Raw genomic sequence first — 17,567 nt, forward strand, 5'->3', positions numbered from 1 at the left:
TATCGTCGCTGTAGAATTGCCGAGATGAGATTGTGAGCTTATCAGCGAAGGAGTCCCGAAATGAGTGAGAAGTACCGTTGCCCAGTTGTGTGATGTACATTCGAAGCCGAAATCAAAGCTGTAGTGAGTCATATCGATGCAGAGAACGACGAGCAACACAACTGGGGCGTCCTCGGGTTCGAGAACGGTGACCGGTTTCAATACGAGTCACACGTGAAGACGGCTGAACGGTTGCAGGAGACGGCTCAGGAGGCGAGAGACAGTGGCCAGTACAGAGTAGCTGTCGAAAAGTTGGAGAAGGCGCTGTGGCACCTACAGCAGGCAGGCCTACTCACAGATGAGGTGGATAGATCCATCGAAGCCCGGCGTCGCACAGTCTTCGAATCGATCTCAGACGTAGAAACCGACCGTGTCCTGCAAAAACTCGACGATCTCGTCAATCGGGCAGAGAACGCGTGCGATGCTGGCGACCAACTTTCGATCGAGGAAGACGCGGAAGCTGCGACTCACAAGTACGAAGAGAGTATCGAGTCGCTCAAGGAAGCAACAGAACTCGCTTCGGATGTAGCGCCCGACCGCGTCAGCAAGATAGAAGACCGACTCCGGCGGGTGGAGGCACGTCGTCACCATCTCGAATCCTCAGACTGGCATCGTGAGCTACTAGACCTCGTGACGAGGTCACGTCAGCGTACTGCAACTGGCAATGCTGCATTTCAAGCATCAGAGTACGAGGGTGCGCTCGAAGCGTACGAGGCAGCGAGAGAACGCTACGACGAAGTGGAAGTTCTGTTCGAACAGGGTTTCGACGAACCGACAGCAGCTCCTGATCGTTGTGATGTATGTGGGTGCCTGTTAGAAGACGATATCGAGCCGAGCGCGATCGAGGTCGATGGCTTTTCGCAGGTGTGCCCGTCGTGTGCCCAGTTCGGGCCAGATGGAACGTTACCAACACCTGATGAAGTGAGGACTGAGCGCCGATACGTCGAGGAAGATATCGAGAGTATTCGGAGCGGTGATGTCGGGTTGACGTGGGCGCCAGAGAGCACTTCGTCGGGCTCGGAGTCGGATAATCGACCAGCTGGCGGTGATCGAGATGCTCGGCAGATGACGATCCAGTTGGTCGGGGTCGTTCAACAGATCGGTCGTGTGCCAACCCCCTCAGAGTTAGATGCCGAAACCGACTTCGGGTACCTCGAGTACGAAGACGAGTTCGGAGGGATCGAGGAGGCATTACGGGAAGCGGGGTTCGATGTATAATCCGATGGACGTGGAAAATCACTACCCCCACGACTTCGGTTGCGATTCTCCAGATGTGCAAGTCAGATCGCCGACCGTGTGGATTGTGCCCTAAACCAGCTCGCGAGTACTTGGCCTGGTTCGCTGCCTTCGAAATCGTTACCAGCACGACGATCATCCACTCACCTACCAGAGAAACGACACTTTTTCGAGTGGCGACGTATCTATCAGCTCGCGGCTGAACACTCAGTTTTGGCTATGGAAGAACGCGTCCGAGGCCAGTCGACGGCGAAGCTATCGCAGGGCGCCATTGGTGAGTCCGTCGTCGAGATCGACGGCGCCCGGCCTCGAGTATCCGCTGCCATAAATCTCGACTCACGTCTCTGTCATGTTTGGGATGCAATCCGAGAATCAATTCGAGTGATCCCGAACTCGTTACGCGAGGTTCCGATATCGCTCGAGCATCGCGACAACGTCCTCGCGCTCCACCTCGAGAGTGGCGGCGATATACATCGTCGGCTGATCGTGGGCGGCTAGATACGCGATGATGGCTCCAGTCCCCTTCTTGTAAACGGCGATCGGGACTCGGGCCGTTCGCAAACCACCCTGCTGGACATCGTTGTGGTACTGCAGTTCGATATCCCGTACATCGGTCAGCACGCGGTCTTTCAGCGCGCCCCACATGAGTCCGCGTTCGACGGGGTCGCGCGTTGCACCACACTCTCGGTCGGCGTCGGGGTCAGCGAACTTAACGACACCGGCAGGAACCGTCACGTGCTCGTCGGCGCCGCGAGGTGACCATCGAATACCACGTCGTCGAGCGTCACCGATATCCCCGTCGGTGCGGTTGATGGTATCCTGCTCGGCCAGTTCAACGATATCGATCGCACTCACTGTGTCACGGATACCGTCCCAATCGAATCCGGTTTCCCCGTTACGGTAAGCATCTATCGTCTCGGTAGCACGAACCTTCTGCATACCCGCGTCTAGTCGCGCCTTGTCTGGGACGTAGTACGCGTGGTTCTCCCCGACAATGTACTCTTCCGTGGTCGTCGCTTCGATCAACGTCCCCTGCTCGAACTCTGCGGCGACCGTCAGTTTACGCGTCATCGCGATCCCTCCGTGACCTCGAGGTGCGTTGCATTCAGAACGGTCGTGAGAACACCATCGCGAGCCAGCAGAACGACGTCGAGCAGCTCATCGTACCGTGCTTGATGGTAGTCTTGGCCGTCGACGTCGACCGGCAACCCGCTCTGCCAGGCCTGGCGGAGCGAGAACTCTACGATACCAGTCCGCTGCATGAACCGAAGCTTGGCGTGAGAACTCGGCTGCGGAATCGAGCGGACGCTCATCGACCTCCCTCCAGTCTGTTCCAGGCGGTGCAATCTGCGTTACCGTCTTGTGCAGTGTTCGTCGCAGCGGGTGACGCCGCGAACATGATACGTCGTGCGATCGTGGGACAGAGCTGTCGCTGCCCTGCCGCTCGTGCGGTATCGGCTAACATAGATTCGTCTCACGGAGAACAGTACCGACACCAACCGTCCGACCAGGGACGAGGTTCGTGGGTAGTGTCCTGCCGTACATTCATCCACAGTGGAAGACCATATAATACTTTCCATCGAATTACTGCTTCACAGCGCTCATAGGGGTCGAAATCGGCGTTTCCGGGGCTATATAATCAGTCAAAATTGGGGTGTAAAATGCAACTACAGGGCTTGCTGGGCTGATCTAACGATCGGGTGAAATACACCGCAGGGTTATTCCTAATATTTATATATTCCGCCGCCATAGGCTCGAGTGACCAGGGACGAGGTTCGACCACTTCTGTCGAACCAGTTCTCGAACTTCGTAAGCGACTGCTTCGTCTCAGTTAGGAATTGGGGGTGGGTTGGTACCTGTACTCCATTCCGAACGGTCTCTATTATCCGCGTTCGGCGACAGACAGATACAGTGCGTAGTTTTCGGTTTGTTCCCCTGTTTCTTTGTCTTCTGCCGTTTGGAGGTTGATTTCGACACGCCGGCTGTAGTCTTCCATACCGACGATCCAGGAGAAGAGTCCCGCGATGGTCTCGATAAACTGGGGATCGCCTGTGATTCGAATTGTCGAGATATCTGTTGGAAACGTACTCCCGGTGAAATCGTTCGGCTTCTCGACCATCGCTCGACGGAGCTCAGCTCCTGATGGGCGATCCCGATTTTCTAACCATTTCATGGCATCTTTTTTCTTGACGTTTCCACTTTTGGTCGTCGGTAGCCGCTCTAACTCTGTCGACGGAGTTCGAGTCGAGGAACTCCCGTCAGTCTGTGCAGACTCGTCTCCAGATCGCTCGAGCGATGTTCCGCAGCCCTGGCATCCAGTGATATCCTTATTTGCTGGAACGAGTGTCCCGCAATTGTCACAGAACTCCATCGTTGAGACTGATCAGTATAGCAGTACTGTTAATCTTGCGTAACTATTGGCGAGTTGGCAATCCAGTATTTATCGAACTATAGCTATGATCAACGAGTATTAGCCTGGTGAATTCCACAAACCTGAACGGTTTTACTTCTGGAGATGAGAAGTCAATACAATGGCAGCTGAACTTCGGGACTGGTTTGACTCTACTCCTTCGGCAGTCTACTTCCTCGTTCCGACATCTGAGCGTGTCCGAGAGGTAGGGGGTGAAGTGATAGAAGAGTGTGACGACCGAGTCGGGATTCAGGCCCGTATCACGTCAGATAGTCTTCTCGAACACGCGAAGACAGAAGACGAGTTATTTGGTTACCTCCTTCGAGAGACGAAAGTTGGATCGAGGTGGGGAAAGGATATCTTAGACTACTATCGGGAGTTCGTCGCTTCGATGGTGAACTCTGTCGACGAATCCGTTCTCGAAGACGAACTCGCTGCACAATTCTCGAAGTACGATGCCGACCCCTACGAGTCTGCCCTCATCGGAGAACCGCTCTCTCTCGGACTCAATCTCGAGGCAGAAGTCTCCAAACAGTTGAACGAAATCAGGGCACCAAATACGACTTTCAACCGGGAAGATTTTGCTGCTGCAGTCGGCTATACAGCTGATACTCGTGAAATCAATCGTCCGTCAGTAGGAACGGTTCTGATCGAGTTCACAGATCCACTCTCTGAGGTAACCAAATCTCGACAACTCTCCTATCTCTCTCGTACTGTCCAAGAGTTGCTACTCATGAATTTGTCTGTCGTGATGACAGGCCCGGATACTGGAACAGACGAAGTAGAACACATCGAAGAGTTTTTCCGAAGTATCAGTCGATTCGATCTCCGCGAATTAGACTCACGCAGGATCACCGTCTCTCAGGAGATCGAGTCGTGGCTCGATTCGTGGTACGAGCGACTCTGCTACGATGTCGATTCAGGAACAGTTAGACAGGACGTCGCTCGTACAGCCACAGCGACGGCATTCGACTTGAGACACCTCGATTCTCCCGAGCACGAATACGCAACCCACTTCGTCGACGCAATCGAACACGGCTTACAGAACCAGTATTCAGAGCAGAAACTCAAGGGTGCTCCCAGGAACCAGTTCGAGGAGCTGTGGGATAATACAGTCAAACCCCATCCAAAATACGACCGATATAGGTCCCAGCGTAGTTCGTTCCCTCGTGTTCGGGTAGCACGGAAAGACGATGCAATCCGCGAGTTCGTCCTCCACCACGAGGGGGCACTCCTCGATCTTCATCTAAATGGCGTTCCAGTCGATGGTGATCCGAGCGAAGTACTCGTCGATACCATCGAAACCTTCCTCGATGCCGATCAGATCGACGAGGAACGATGGTTCGAGCTGATTAAACTCGTAGAAGAGCGCTTGTCCAACGTAACAGAGGTCTCATCTCACGAACTTGCCGAGCGAATGCTCCTCTATCAGGGCTTCCTCCCTCCATCTCAAATAGCCGATACCAGCTCCTCCAGTACACCGGAGATCGAACACTCTTCCGATGCCCGTGATCCGGAGTGGTATCGAGAGCACTGGCGAGCAATTCTCTCGACTCACCGAGTAACGAGTCAAGCGGGACTCCGGTTGATCAAAGATAAACAAGATTTGATGGAGGAACTCAGAGACGAAGGACCAGCAACAACGGCGTTGTACGCGAAACTCGAACGTGACGTAGAGCGCGCGTGGGATCATTACTCGAGTACATTAGTAGATGCAATCAAGAAGGGACTGACCGCCGACATCGTCCTCGAGGTTTCAGAATCACGTGACGAATCGGGTTCGACGCTCGAAATGCAGGCTCGAAACATTAGACTGGATCTAGAGGAAACAGTTGACGTCAAAATATACATGCCGTACCGTGACGTTCGGGTCAACGAACGACAGGTCTCACGCCCGACTATCAGCAATTCCGCCGACGAGGTACTCGTCTCACTCGCGGGGTTAATTAGCCCACAAGTCTCCGAATCTGTCGACGATGACGTGGATCTACTGTACGATCTAATAGTTCTGTACGGAGAGACCCGAGCCGATGACGATCGGAGTCTCGTATACTTCGACGACTTGATTGAGTTCTGCCTCACCCTCCCTGGTGTACCAACTCTCTTCAGAGGCACAAAACAGGAAGCTAGCGAGGGACTTCGTCGAGCGTTAGGCAGTCAGAAATTGAAACGACGGTTAGAGCGAACGGGTAGTACCTATCACCGTAAAGGGACGGATCCGTACACCGGAGTCAAAGTAGGCAACGACCGGTACATTGCGGTAGAATTACAAGTAAGTGATATGTAGTTAGTTGGTATGGCCTCTAGCAGTCCGTCAGGAGACGACCGGCCCGACTTGGATCGACGTACCGCGAGTAACATCCTAAACCGTATCAGTAACGGAATGCCGCCCGAACCTGAACACATCGAGTACGTGCGGGTTGGTAGAGAAGCCGAAGAACACGAAATTTGTGAGGATGGGATAGAAGGGATGGAGAGTCTCCGGTACGGGAACGGACAGATATTCTTCGTCCTCGGCGATTTCGGATACGGCAAATCGTTTTTCATCAACTTGATCGCAGAGAACGCGTTCGAGAAGAACCTCGCTCGATCTGAACTTGATATCCCCGACGTCGGAAACCTCTCGGATAAAACAGAATTTTACAAAAAAGCCGTCCAGAACGTGCGACTTCCCGACGAGCGAGGATCGGGACTAGCGCAGGTTCTCAGGAAATTTTGTGACGAGTTCGACCGAGACAGATTAGAAGAAACCGCCGCTCGTCGAGGATTCCTGGGTCACAGCATATACACGATACTCGACGATCTTCTGCAAGTCCGTGACAACGGGAGCGTATACGTCGAACGGGACGAACAAGAGTTGGAGTTCCGGAACGTTCTGTCGGGGGCGATCGGCTATTTGGAAGGCAAAAACATTGCACTTCCAGAGAAACACGCGATAGGAAAGAAGGGCTACGACCGGATCGGTAACGACGGAGAGGACGAGTACGAATACCTCAAACACATCCGATCGCTCATCGTCGAACTGGGGTACGAGGGATTCGTCGTGTTAATCGACGAGGTCGCCGAAGAGATGGACTGGAACCCAGACGATGCGACTACACAGCGGTTGATCGACCTCTTCAACAAGAGCTATCAGAAAGATCAATTCTCGCGGATGATGTTCGTCTTCGTGGGCAACGCTCCGAAGTGGGATTCGTTAATCGAAGAGACGGGACACGGGGCCCTCACCGATCGATACAACGCGAAGAAACTCGAGTTGAGTCCGCTGACGAAGTCGGATTACGAGAACTTGATACACAAAGTCGCCTGGCTGGTCTCGACCGCCGACGATGTCGAGATCAATATCAACGCGTCCGAAGCATCAGAAATGGTCGATACTGCGATTAGAGCTCACGGCGGGGAATCGGTGAGTGCACTCAGCCCACGACGATTACTTCTGGAACCTGAAGGTCAAGACGGGCCCAACTTGATCACTGTCGTACGCCGGTACAAGTGAACCGCCTCGGGGTCGAGCCCCGAGGAACTCGCCTCGCTCATCTGTAGATAGACGTCAGACAAAAACGTATAGTAGTGGGAGATTCTTCAACGAGTATGGATAATTGCCCCTCTTGTAGTAGAGAGGTAGTTAAGGGTGCGTACATCTGTCCGGAGTGTCTAACGGCGCTCAGACCTATCGAGGATTCGTGGCTCGCTATCAGCACGGCTTCGGGAATCGATGGACAGACCCGCCATAGACTAGTTCCTGAACACAGACTCATCTCCAAAACCGAAGCACAATCTGTTTTCGACGAGTACGATATAGATAAAACACACCTTCCTAAAATAAAAAATTCGGATCCAGGGCTCGAGGGACTCCCAGTTCGGAAGGGGGACGTAATCGAGGTAGTACGCGATAGCAGAACGACGGATACGGCACGCGTTTACCGGCTTGTAGCTCCATTAGATGGCAAATCCACTTTTAGTGAGTGGGAACCACAGACGAGCCTGCCAGACGAGATTTTCTCACCTCCGGACGAGCTCACCGAAGGATTAGCACGTCACGTCCTCTCGAATCTCGGAGCGAGTATGCCTCCGACCGAGCCCGGGGCCTGTTCACAGATTGCGGTGGATAGGGAGGAGGAGTTGGCTATCGCCATGGAGCATCTCGATCGCGAAACCTCGTACGTGTTCATCGAGGGAGAACTAGGATTTGGAAAGTCGTTTTTCCTCCAGTGGCTCCGGGACGAGCTCGCACCAGCCTCTGCAGTCAGTATCATCGATCTCGACGACGAAACGACTTTCCTCGATCAGGGTACTCTCGTCAGCGCGATTCGGAGCGGACTACAGACCCCGCGAACACTCGAAACAGATCAGTTCGCAAACGGCGTCGACGAGCTTTGGGCAACGTTCCTCCACACGATCGAGACACAGTCTCTCGACCATTTGGAAAGTCGCGGGTTTGAGACGACAGAAGACCGAGTCAAACCCAACATTCTATCAGTCCTACGGACGATCGTCGATAACCTCGCTATCCCGCAATCACTCTCAGAACAGCTCGTCGATATCGGAGAAGCGAACCTGACAGGCAGTCGAAGCCGGAGTTTCAGTAAGGAGTTCCCCGACACCGAGATTACAGACGAGAACGCACAGGACGTACTACACCTGTTCGCTGAGCTCGCTCGATTCAGCGGCTATCGACTAGTCATCGCTGTCGACGAATTAGAGAAGGCGAATCGAACACGAGCTCACTTCGAAGCAATTCACGAGTTCATCCGAGACCTGCCAGCCAACACTACACTGTTCGTTACGGGAACGCCAGAGTTACTAGATGGTGGTGGCGAGCAAGTCGCAATTCGGGGTACCTACTCTCCACTGTACGAGTTGAGTTCTGATCACCTGGTGTCTCTCGATGCCCCTACGCGAGACGATCTCGAGTCGTTCACAGAGAGATTGCTCGAGTGTGAACGAATCACGTCAGTTGGTACCGAGAGGTACCACGATCGAGTTTCGTCGCTCGGAGGTGCTACTTCGGCGGTGGACTCGTACCTCGACGAGGTAGAACCACCGACCCTAACCTTCCGGGGTTACGTTCAGTACCTTCGAGAGTGATAGCTTCGACGACGCTCGTAGTGCGAGCGTTGAGAAGACTAGGTACCCAACTCGAACTCACTAAGACGTATCAATCGGACCTGCGGCTCGAACGTCGACAGTCTTGGTCTCGAGTTCGCGTTTGAGGCGAAGTAAATGTCCCTTCGTCGTTGGTTAATGTCCGTGAGACAAGTCGCTTAATCCTCAATTCGTCACCGACAGTTCTGTGTCCACGTGATGCCGTCCGTCACTGCACGGACATACAAAGGAATTAGCGGTGGTAAATCGTCGTACGCGGTTGATTCACACAGCTCACAGCACGTTTGATGTTGTAGACGGCACACATCAGAACGACTTCACGGAACTCTCGATAAACGGAAAGCCCCTTCTGACGCAGTGAGAACATGAATAGACAGTCGACTTCCCACTTCGGAGAGACAGTAATCCTGAACACATGCAGTGACTGATCAGATCATGTGAACTGGGTTTCATTATTCGCGCCTGAGTAGGTATTGTGGTGTGAGATGACATGGACGAGAAACACCGTACCTACCTTCGGCGGACGTTACTCGCCGCTACGGGGGCTGTCGGGATTGGAGCGATTGTCCCAACCACTACTGCCGATCATGATACTGAATGTGAGAAGGGGACTTCCAAGACTGACACGATCACGACAAAGGACCAGATACCAGCCAAGTCGGTCTACGAGAAAGACGGGCGGGTACTCACGCTCAAATGTGGTGAGCACTCGAAGGAGTTCATCACGTGTCGAGAGTGTCATGCGCCGTGGGCGCCCGGCGCAATCACCATCCACAACTGCTCACCATGCAAGCGACACGTCGAGATCGCCGTGTCGGGGAAACTTGCAGCTACGCCCTGTGCCCCACAAGGAGAGACCGACGCGTTCGACTCCCATCTCTCCACGTACGTCTCCGGCGGTGACCGGCAGACCTACTTCTTCAGTGGCTCCATTCGCCAGCTTGACGCCGAAGATGGAGACGTCAATATCGGGATCAGCCAGCGCTCCGAGCAGTATGCTCATCCGTGTTAACCGATGTACTCCACGACACCTCACAGCGATCATCCACCACTCGAGAGGAGATGGGTATGAATCGCCGCGGCTATCTTTCGGGACTGGGAGCAGGATTCAGTGCGTCTGTCCTTCAGCCGATCACTCGTGGCGCGACGGCTCCGCTCACGATTCGTATTCTCGGAACGAACGCACCGATCGAGGCAGGCGATGTTCTCGAAGTACGGGTCGGTGTCACCAATCCGGGTTCTACAGAAACTCGCGCGGACGTCGAGTTCCTGATCGGTGATGAGCCAGTCGGAGGCGGTCGCTCTCGTCTCTTCGACCCGGGTGAGAACGAGATGACGTTGACGTATCCGACCTACCCCGTCCGGCAAGACGTCGAATTCACGGTCACCGTCGCTATTGGCGGAGACTCAGACGAGCAACTGGTCGAAGTGGCTGGCATCGACGACCTCGACAGTGAGTTACAGCGACCAGCGCCGACACTGACCGTCCAGCCGGGAACGACGGTGATGTTCGAAGTTCCCGAGAGGCTCGACGATGATCACGACGTCGTTGAAACCAACTGGTTCCTCAACGATGTCCATCAGTATGCACCGGACGGGCCGTGGACGGCTGCCTATACGGACGAACTCGAAACCAGCTACTGGCTGCACGTGTTCGACGCCGAGGGAACGTACGACGTGCTCGGGGCGGTCGCCACGACAGGGTCGAATTATCGAGCGAACTGGGAAGTAACGGTCGATACGACGGGGGATGCCCCACCAACGGCTACGCAACGCCGTCCGGACACCGGGATGGTCGCGACGACTCCCGATCGTACCCACGCCTTCGAACTCGACGTCGAGAGCCGTGATGCCGCCCTCGATCGAGTCGTCTGGTGGGTCCACCAGTGGGATCGTCTCGTTGGGGTGTCGGAGATCGACGGCCACGAGGATGCAGCGGCCGTCGAGATCGACGGTGGCTGTCATACGTGCGATGTCTATGCGTGGATTTTCGATCGTAACAACGCCATGGTCGAAGTCCAGCCGTGGACGTTCTACGAGTTTACGATCGAGCTGGACGAGTCGATCGAGTCACTCGAGTCGTTCGGCGAGTCGCTCGAGACACGTGGCATGACCGTCACGTATCTACAGTTGGTCGAGAATCGGCTCTATCTGGACTATCAGACACGAAACCCTGCTGGATGGCAAAAGTTAGACGAGTTGACGACCGTCGCTGGGGCATACGCGAGTCTCATCGCCGCAGGGTATCCAGCCGAGCTGGCGCACGTGATCTTTCTCGACGAGGAAAATCGCGACCTCGGCGGCTACATAATTGACGCCGAGTGGGCGAGCGCGTTCGCGGCAGGTGAGCTCTCGGCAGAAGAGTATGCCCAGTTGATTCTGGAGACGTTCGGCTACGAGTGAACTCGAGAGAGGCTTCTGTACTCTGGTTAGCCCATTGATCGGCGTGTAGTTGCGATTCTCGACCCAGTGGAGTTACCGATCGGAGAAGACAGCAGCCAGTACCAGTTCGGGAAGGGAGTAAGCCTGTTTGGAGAACGATCAGGTCGCTTGAATTTCTCGTCTAAAGATGCGTGTAGACTACTCAGAGTGCCCTTAGATAACGATCTAACAGATGAGCAAGTACAACCAGTACGGAAGCTGTATAATTCCCTCACCGAGATTTTCGATGGGTTGTCTACCACGAACTGTGTCCCCTGCAAGAAGGAACCCAAGAGGTACGTCGTACGCTTCTTTAAACTCTCGAACTGCTGCAAGCGTCGATTCGCGCTCGCGTGACTGATACGCTAGTCCAATCGGAACGGGCGTACCACCCACTTCGAAGACGAAGTCGACCTCCCCGTCTCGTCCGCGCCAGTACTGAACGGATGGAGTCACGTCGTTGTCTTGCATGGCATTAGTGCCGTAGGCGAACCGCATCGTGTGATCGAACGCCGCGACGCGGGCGAGGTCAGCTTCACGGTCGAAATCGTTGCGGACGGTCGTCGCGTCACCATCAGCTAGCGCGGTCACCAAGCCCGTGTCACGGAGGTAGAGCCGCACTGCTCGAGGCCGACTGTTGTCGTACTCAGTGATGCCGGTAAGCAGGTACAGTTCTGCCAGTGCGGGGAGGTAGCTATCGGCGATCGTCCGCCGGTCGACGTCGAACAGTTCCACGAGTTCTTGATAGCGGAACGGTTCGGCTCCACGGTTCCGAGCTGCGAGCGCACAGAGACGCTCGAGGTCCGCAATCGTCTGAATCGATTCGAAGCCGGGGACTTCCTGGTACAGGGCGTCACGAACGTCCTCGCGAAGCCGTGCGTAGTCACTCGGCGTTAGATCCGCCGCCGACTCCGCCGCTCCGTCGAGGTCGTAGCTGATGGTGCCACCCATCGCGAGGTAGTCGACGACCTGTGACTGAATGCGTCGCTCGACGTCCGCAACTTGCTCGTATTTCTGTCGAAGTTCCTCGACGAACGGACCGACATCGCCACTCTGGAGAGCAGCTGGCAAGCTGTTCGCTCCAGTCCGCAGTGAGGTGGGGCTCACGCGCGTCTCTCCTTCCTCGAGGTCTGGATACAGCGTGAACAGATAGTCCCGAAATTTCTCGGGGAGGATCGGCTGAATATCGTAGTCGTCGGTTGGCATTCCGACGCTCTCGAGTTCTCGTTCGATCTGGATGCCGGCGCTCGCAGTCACAGCGACGTGTCGGCCCGGGACGTCCTCGAGCAGTTCCACGACGGGGACGCCCCATCCATCGATAGTCGGTTTGTTCGGGTGCTCGATCTGGTGAACGTCGTCGAGCAGGATGAAGTGTGGGTGGCCCGGCGCGATTGGGCCCAGAATTCGGCTCTGGTAGTACCGAACGGCCCGTCGAAGCTGGTCGTCCGACTGGAGTTGATAGAGCGGGTCTGCGTCGAACGGAAGGTAGAGAAATCGCTCCGGGGCGTCACCAGCGGAGATTCGATGATGGACGAACTGGTGGAGGAGAGTCGTTTTCCCGACACCGCGTCGCCCAACGAGCCCGAAAAGCGGTTGATCTTCGAACTGGCTGCTGGAGCCGTCGGGACGAGCGAGATGATAGAAGTCGCTTTTCTGGCGAGCAGGGAGTGAGAACGCCTCTGTCCCCTGATCCCACCACGGGTTGTGATCGTGGAGGGCTCGCACGAGTGCGTCACTGGCATCGATAGGCATGGTCTTGTTGTCACCCTGTAGAACGTCCGTCACAATGATTGTTTCGACGTGAAACTATACAGTATAGAGTCGATTATCTAGCTGCATTCCCTCCTCTAACGCGATCTACTCTCCCTAACCGCGGATAGATACATCGGGATGTATCTTTTCTCGCTACTATCTACTATAGCTTGCTTACCTCCGAAGGATTTATCATCTCTTGGGACACACTATTGAGTGTGAAGGTGGAAAAAGGTACATCGTAGTGTTGGTTTCCCGATCGAGAACGCGACCAGATCGTCGTCGATCACCCGCTGACTGTCCGGGGAACGACAGTCGAAACAAACACATGGATACAAGGTATGCGGACATAGCGGATGGGAAACGGCTCGACATCGAGGTCGAATTCATCACCCGACGAGTCGTCGAGTGTGACGGGAAACGCGTCCACCGGTTGCTGGTCGTTGACACCTCCGGAAAGCAATTCACGGTCCTCACAACGCCCGATAGCGAACCACTCCTGGATCTAAAGACGGGAGGAACGCATCGGCTCACCGATCTGCTGGGTGCCTCCCCAATCACCACATCAGAGAATATTGATTCCGAGTGCCCCACCTGTGACGGGGCGCTACGGCCGGGACAGGTCGTCGACACTGCTGGGTCAGTCGTCACCCAAGCTGCGTCGCAGTTCTCTATCGACGAGCCGTTCGGGATTCTCGATGCCAGGGCGACCATTCGTCGCGTACACGGCAGTTCCGGGCGCGTCAACGACTGGACACCGATGGATACCGAGGGGCAGGTTGCGCCTCCCGATTACGTCTGTGAGTCCTGCGGTCGGTACGTCGATGCGTACGAACTCGAGGACGGGCCAGTACTCGAGAATGTCGAGAACGCGTCACCGGCCCCACTCAGTGCAAACATGGCAAGTCCGGAGACGGTTGGACTCGCCACTGGTGGGGCGAAAGACGTCGACAACTTCCGAGAGAACGTCGAGCACGGGTACACCCCACAGCCAGAGGCTATCAGTGACGAGGGACTGTTCTACGACTATCACTTCGAGACGAGTGATCGGTCGGCATCGGACGCACTGTTCGCGCCACGGTACGCGGCTGCCGTGAGCGACCATCCTCTCAGCAGTGAGACCGAGCGGTACCTGTCGGTCGGGCTGGACTCGACGCTCTCGATCGACGAGTTCGAACGGCCACGGCTCGACCTCGTGGCCGTCCTCGACGTCTCTGGGTCCATGTCCAGTCCGTTCGACGCGTACTACTACGACGAACAGGGTCGCGAGCACGAGGCCGAGAACGACGCAGCGACGAAACTCGAGGCGGCGACACAGTCACTGTGCGCGCTCACCGAACAACTACACGACGAGGACCGGCTGGGTGTCGTCCTCTACAATCATCGCGCTCACGTCGCAAAGCCCCTCCGCGACGTCGGAACAACGGATATGCGGGCGATTCGCCGCCACATCCAGGAGATCTCCGCGGATGGGAGTACGAATCTCGAAGATGGCTTCGAAGCGGCCGTCGACATGCTACAGGACGGAATCTCTGATCCCGCCGTCGAGCGACGCGTCGTCTTCATGACCGACATGATGCCCAACACGGGAACGACCGAGGAGGACGAACTCACCAGCCTGTTCGCGGACGCCGCCGTCGACGGAATCCACACGACGTTCATCGGGATGGGGCTCGATGCAAACGCAAAACTGGCGGACACGCTGTCGGGCATCCGCGGGGCGAACCACTACTTCATCCACTCGGCCAGCGAGTTCGAGCGCCGACTCGGTGAGGAATTCGACTACATGGTTACGCCCCTGGTCTACGACCTCCACCTCGAGCTCGACGCCAGCGGCTACACCGTCGAAGCGGTCTACGGCTCGCCGTCTGCCGACACTGCGACGGACCGACTCATGCACGTCGGGACGCTATTCCCATCTGCCAAGCAAGACGGCGAGGCTCGCGGTGGCGTGATCCTCGTTCGGCTCGAACAGACGGACCCGGACGCCGACCTCGAGTTGGTCGCATCGTGGACGGAACGAGATGGTGACGAGCACTCCGAACGCGTAGCCGTCGACGTTCCCGACGAACCCGGAACGTACGACCACGGTGGCGTTCGGAAGGCCGTCGCGCTGACGAGGTACGCTCGTGAACTCCGTGCGTGGGCAGCGGATCTCCACGACCGAGCGGAGACGGCGACCGGTGTCGACGACTGGTTGCTCCCCGATCAACGCGGCCAACACGAACGCGAGTCAGTCCCGTTGGTCGTCCCTGACCGCTACGCCGATCGGTTCGATCAGCTTCGACGATACCTCGAAACCGAGATAGAAGCCGTGGACGACGAAACGATGCAACAAGAGGTGGACCTCCTCGAGACGTTATGCCAGGAAGCGCCCGCGACGCCACAGGAGGTGACTGACTGATGCTCGTGTTCGCGTTCGACCGTGACTGGACCGTCGACGTGAATCCTCACCCGCGTCACGAGGCCGTCCCACTGGACTGGGTGCGCCACCTCGCCCACGAGACGCCCCACGCCGTGTACGCCATCGGTAATCAGACCCTCGCCGAGGAGGCCGCGATTCCTGGTGTCGTCGATATCGTCGGCCGCCACCCCGACGACTGGGAGTACTGGCTCGGCAAGAAACAACCCAATGGCCGGTACGAGAAATTCCCACTTCGCCGGGAACGGCTGTCGCTGATCGCCGATTTACACCCGGAAGCGGACGGCTATATCGTCGTCGACGATCTCGACCTGAACGACGTCGATGAGTGGGACCACTACCACGCGTGGGAGTTCGTTCCAGCGGTCGAACGAGGCGAGATCCATCCCGGCCTTCCATGGAACGACAGCCGATGACGGATAGTGATCTGCCATCCTCCGCTGGGATTACGCCAGCCAACCCCTCGATGTTGTCGACGTTCCTCAACGACCACAGGGATGCGCCCGGATTCGAACTCACGTATACGGCCGATGGATCCGAGCGACGGGAACTGTGTCACAGCGTCTCGCTCGCTGCGGTAGCGCTCGAACGGCTATCAGCCGCGCCGGCAATTCAGTGTACACCAGTCGAGCCACAACGTGATCAGTTCACCGTCGGCGTCGACGCGATCGACTTGCTCGCTGTCGTCGAGCCACCAGCGAAACTGTACACGGCACGTGCAGAGACATCTGCCGAGGAAGCAACTGGGCTACGCCGATTAGCCGAGGCGAATCCCGATGCGGTCCAGCTCTCGTCGCTCTTCACGCTCCTGGATCGTGAAGACGAGAACCCCTTTCGGGAACAGGTCGCACTACAAGCACTGCGTCGAGTGGCCGAGGTACGTCCAGCGGAGTGTACGCCAGCGATCCCGATCCTCCGATCACTACTGGCTCGTGAGACACTTGTCGGGCGGGCTGATGCGCTGATCGCTCTTCGAGCTATCGGCGAGACCGACCCAGGCTCGATCGCGCCGCTCACAGTGGAACTCGTGTCACACCTGGATTCGAACGTCGTCTCCGTTCGACGTGAAGCGACCAGGTGTATCGCCGCGATTGCCGACGAATCTCCTGACGACGTCGTGGGTGCAGTTCCCGCGTTGGCAACGATCGTCGAGGATCGAGCCGATGGATATCAGTACGCCGTGTACGCGCTTTCGGGAATCACCTGTACGTATCCGGAAGCGGTCAAACCAGTTGCGGAGACACTGGGGACGATTATCCTCGACGATGCACTATGCGACGGGGTTCGATTGAGCGCGAGCGCCGCGCTCGGTCGCATCGCTGGTGTATATCCGAGTGTCGGTGTCGACATCGTCGACGACGTGGCGACCTTGTTCGATGCTGCCAACCCCAAACTTCGGAACAACGCGATCGGCCTGGTCGGTGACGTGGCGATTATCCACACCGACGTGGTCGAGCCACATACCGAGACAATCGCTACATTGCTGACCGTCGACGATACCTACACGCGAATCAATGCGAGCGGTGCTCTCAGTCGGGTGGCCGAGGACTTTCCCGATTCAGTCGACCACCTCACACCGACGTTTCTCGAGTTACTGTCGGACGAAAGCCCCCTCGTCCGTGAGAACGCCTGCTGGGGACTCGGGTATCTCTCCGCTCGAGACGCAGTCTCGACGCTCGAGGAGCGAGCACACGACGACGAGAACGCGGACGTCCGTGAAAGGGCGTCGTGGGCCCTCGCCCAGATCGAAACGTGACACAGAGCGCTGTACACCAGTCACTATGCCAATCAGAGGGGGTCACAGGTATCGATTTACATAGATCCGAGGAGAAAGCCCACGACTTCAGTCGTGGGAGTAGTCACGTCACCCAGCTCTGGTCTCCGCACCACCACCTGTCGTCGACGGACGCCAATCCAGATGACCAACTCGCAGCTATCCGTGACAGCGCCCACACGATGGTCGGCGAACTCTACGTCGTGTACGAATCGCTCCGACGGGTAGCCGTTCGCCATCCCGGGATCGAATACGAACGATGGCAAGCGAGCTCTGCGATGTCCGGAGGTCGGTGAGAATGGTCGGTGCGTGGCTCACGACGATGAGCACGAACTCGAGGCAAGTGGCAACGTTGTCCAGCGGTATTCCGCCGGAATTGATAAGTACGTTCGGACTTCTTCAGGAGA

At 56.5% G+C, this 17,567-nt stretch carries 13 protein-coding genes and 1 pseudogene; 10 read left to right on the plus strand and 4 right to left on the minus strand.

The window, feature by feature from the left end; genetic code table 11:
• Nucleotides 1-123 precede the first annotated feature (123 nt).
• On the plus strand, nucleotides 124-1,257 hold the full coding sequence (locus AC6I65_RS12235) for a hypothetical protein (protein ID WP_497903318.1): 1,134 nt from the start codon (nucleotides 124-126) through the stop codon (nucleotides 1,255-1,257).
• A gap of 414 nt (nucleotides 1,258-1,671) precedes the next feature.
• Here AC6I65_RS12235 and AC6I65_RS12240 read toward each other — a convergent pair whose 3' ends face one another.
• From AC6I65_RS12240 to AC6I65_RS12250, 3 genes are all read right to left on the minus strand, one after another.
• On the minus strand, nucleotides 1,672-2,346 hold the full coding sequence (locus AC6I65_RS12240; RefSeq protein WP_497903319.1) for a hypothetical protein: 675 nt from the start codon (nucleotides 2,344-2,346) through the stop codon (nucleotides 1,672-1,674).
• Entirely contained in the window at nucleotides 2,343-2,588 is a 246-nt protein-coding gene (locus tag AC6I65_RS12245) for a hypothetical protein (RefSeq protein ID WP_497903320.1), read from the minus strand. The genes AC6I65_RS12240 and AC6I65_RS12245 overlap by 4 nt, the downstream gene beginning before the upstream one ends.
• Nucleotides 2,589-3,157: 569 nt before the next feature.
• A complete protein-coding gene (locus AC6I65_RS12250) occupies nucleotides 3,158-3,394 on the minus strand; it encodes a hypothetical protein (protein ID WP_497903321.1) in 237 nt (78 codons plus the stop codon).
• 412 nt (nucleotides 3,395-3,806) lie between these two features.
• Between AC6I65_RS12250 and AC6I65_RS12255 the strand changes: the two genes are divergently transcribed.
• From AC6I65_RS12255 to AC6I65_RS12280, 6 genes and pseudogenes are all read left to right on the plus strand, one after another.
• Entirely contained in the window at nucleotides 3,807-5,972 is a 2,166-nt protein-coding gene (locus AC6I65_RS12255) for a hypothetical protein (protein WP_497903322.1), read from the plus strand.
• Nucleotides 5,973-6,068: 96 nt separating this feature from the next.
• Nucleotides 6,069-7,181 (plus strand): BREX system ATP-binding domain-containing protein, encoded by a 1,113-nt coding sequence (locus AC6I65_RS12260; protein ID WP_497903323.1) that lies wholly within the window; start codon nucleotides 6,069-6,071, stop codon nucleotides 7,179-7,181.
• Nucleotides 7,182-7,396: 215 nt separating this feature from the next.
• A pseudogene (locus tag AC6I65_RS12265) lies at nucleotides 7,397-7,618 on the plus strand (DNA-directed RNA polymerase subunit H); the annotation flags it as partial.
• A gap of 63 nt (nucleotides 7,619-7,681) precedes the next feature.
• On the plus strand, nucleotides 7,682-8,773 hold the full coding sequence (locus AC6I65_RS12270; RefSeq protein ID WP_497903353.1) for a BREX system ATP-binding domain-containing protein: 1,092 nt from the start codon (nucleotides 7,682-7,684) through the stop codon (nucleotides 8,771-8,773).
• 508 nt (nucleotides 8,774-9,281) lie between these two features.
• Nucleotides 9,282-9,803, plus strand: coding sequence for a hypothetical protein (locus AC6I65_RS12275; protein ID WP_497903324.1), 522 nt, complete (start codon nucleotides 9,282-9,284; stop codon nucleotides 9,801-9,803).
• 56 nt (nucleotides 9,804-9,859) lie between these two features.
• Nucleotides 9,860-11,194 (plus strand): DUF8159 domain-containing protein, encoded by a 1,335-nt coding sequence (locus AC6I65_RS12280; RefSeq protein WP_497903325.1) that lies wholly within the window; start codon nucleotides 9,860-9,862, stop codon nucleotides 11,192-11,194.
• Nucleotides 11,195-11,398: 204 nt separating this feature from the next.
• Here AC6I65_RS12280 and AC6I65_RS12285 read toward each other — a convergent pair whose 3' ends face one another.
• The gene (locus AC6I65_RS12285) at nucleotides 11,399-12,964 is read right to left on the minus strand and encodes an ATP-binding protein (RefSeq protein ID WP_497903326.1); all 1,566 of its coding nucleotides are present in this window, start codon (nucleotides 12,962-12,964) and stop codon (nucleotides 11,399-11,401) included.
• Between the two features lie 328 nt (nucleotides 12,965-13,292).
• Here AC6I65_RS12285 and AC6I65_RS12290 point away from each other — a divergent pair, with 328 nt between their 5' ends.
• The 3 genes from AC6I65_RS12290 to AC6I65_RS12300 are packed head-to-tail and all read left to right on the plus strand — an operon-like array spanning nucleotide 13,293 to nucleotide 17,142.
• Nucleotides 13,293-15,368, plus strand: a complete 2,076-nt coding sequence (locus AC6I65_RS12290; protein WP_497903327.1) for a vWA domain-containing protein — start codon at nucleotides 13,293-13,295, stop codon at nucleotides 15,366-15,368.
• The gene (locus tag AC6I65_RS12295; RefSeq protein ID WP_497903328.1) at nucleotides 15,368-15,802 is read left to right on the plus strand and encodes an adaptin protein; all 435 of its coding nucleotides are present in this window, start codon (nucleotides 15,368-15,370) and stop codon (nucleotides 15,800-15,802) included. Before AC6I65_RS12290 ends, AC6I65_RS12295 begins: the two co-directional genes overlap by 1 nt.
• On the plus strand, nucleotides 15,799-17,142 hold the full coding sequence (locus tag AC6I65_RS12300; protein ID WP_497903329.1) for a HEAT repeat domain-containing protein: 1,344 nt from the start codon (nucleotides 15,799-15,801) through the stop codon (nucleotides 17,140-17,142). Before AC6I65_RS12295 ends, AC6I65_RS12300 begins: the two co-directional genes overlap by 4 nt.
• Nucleotides 17,143-17,567: the final 425 nt, after the last annotated feature.

It is taken from the genome of Natronosalvus sp. KLKA75 (assembly GCF_059736265.1).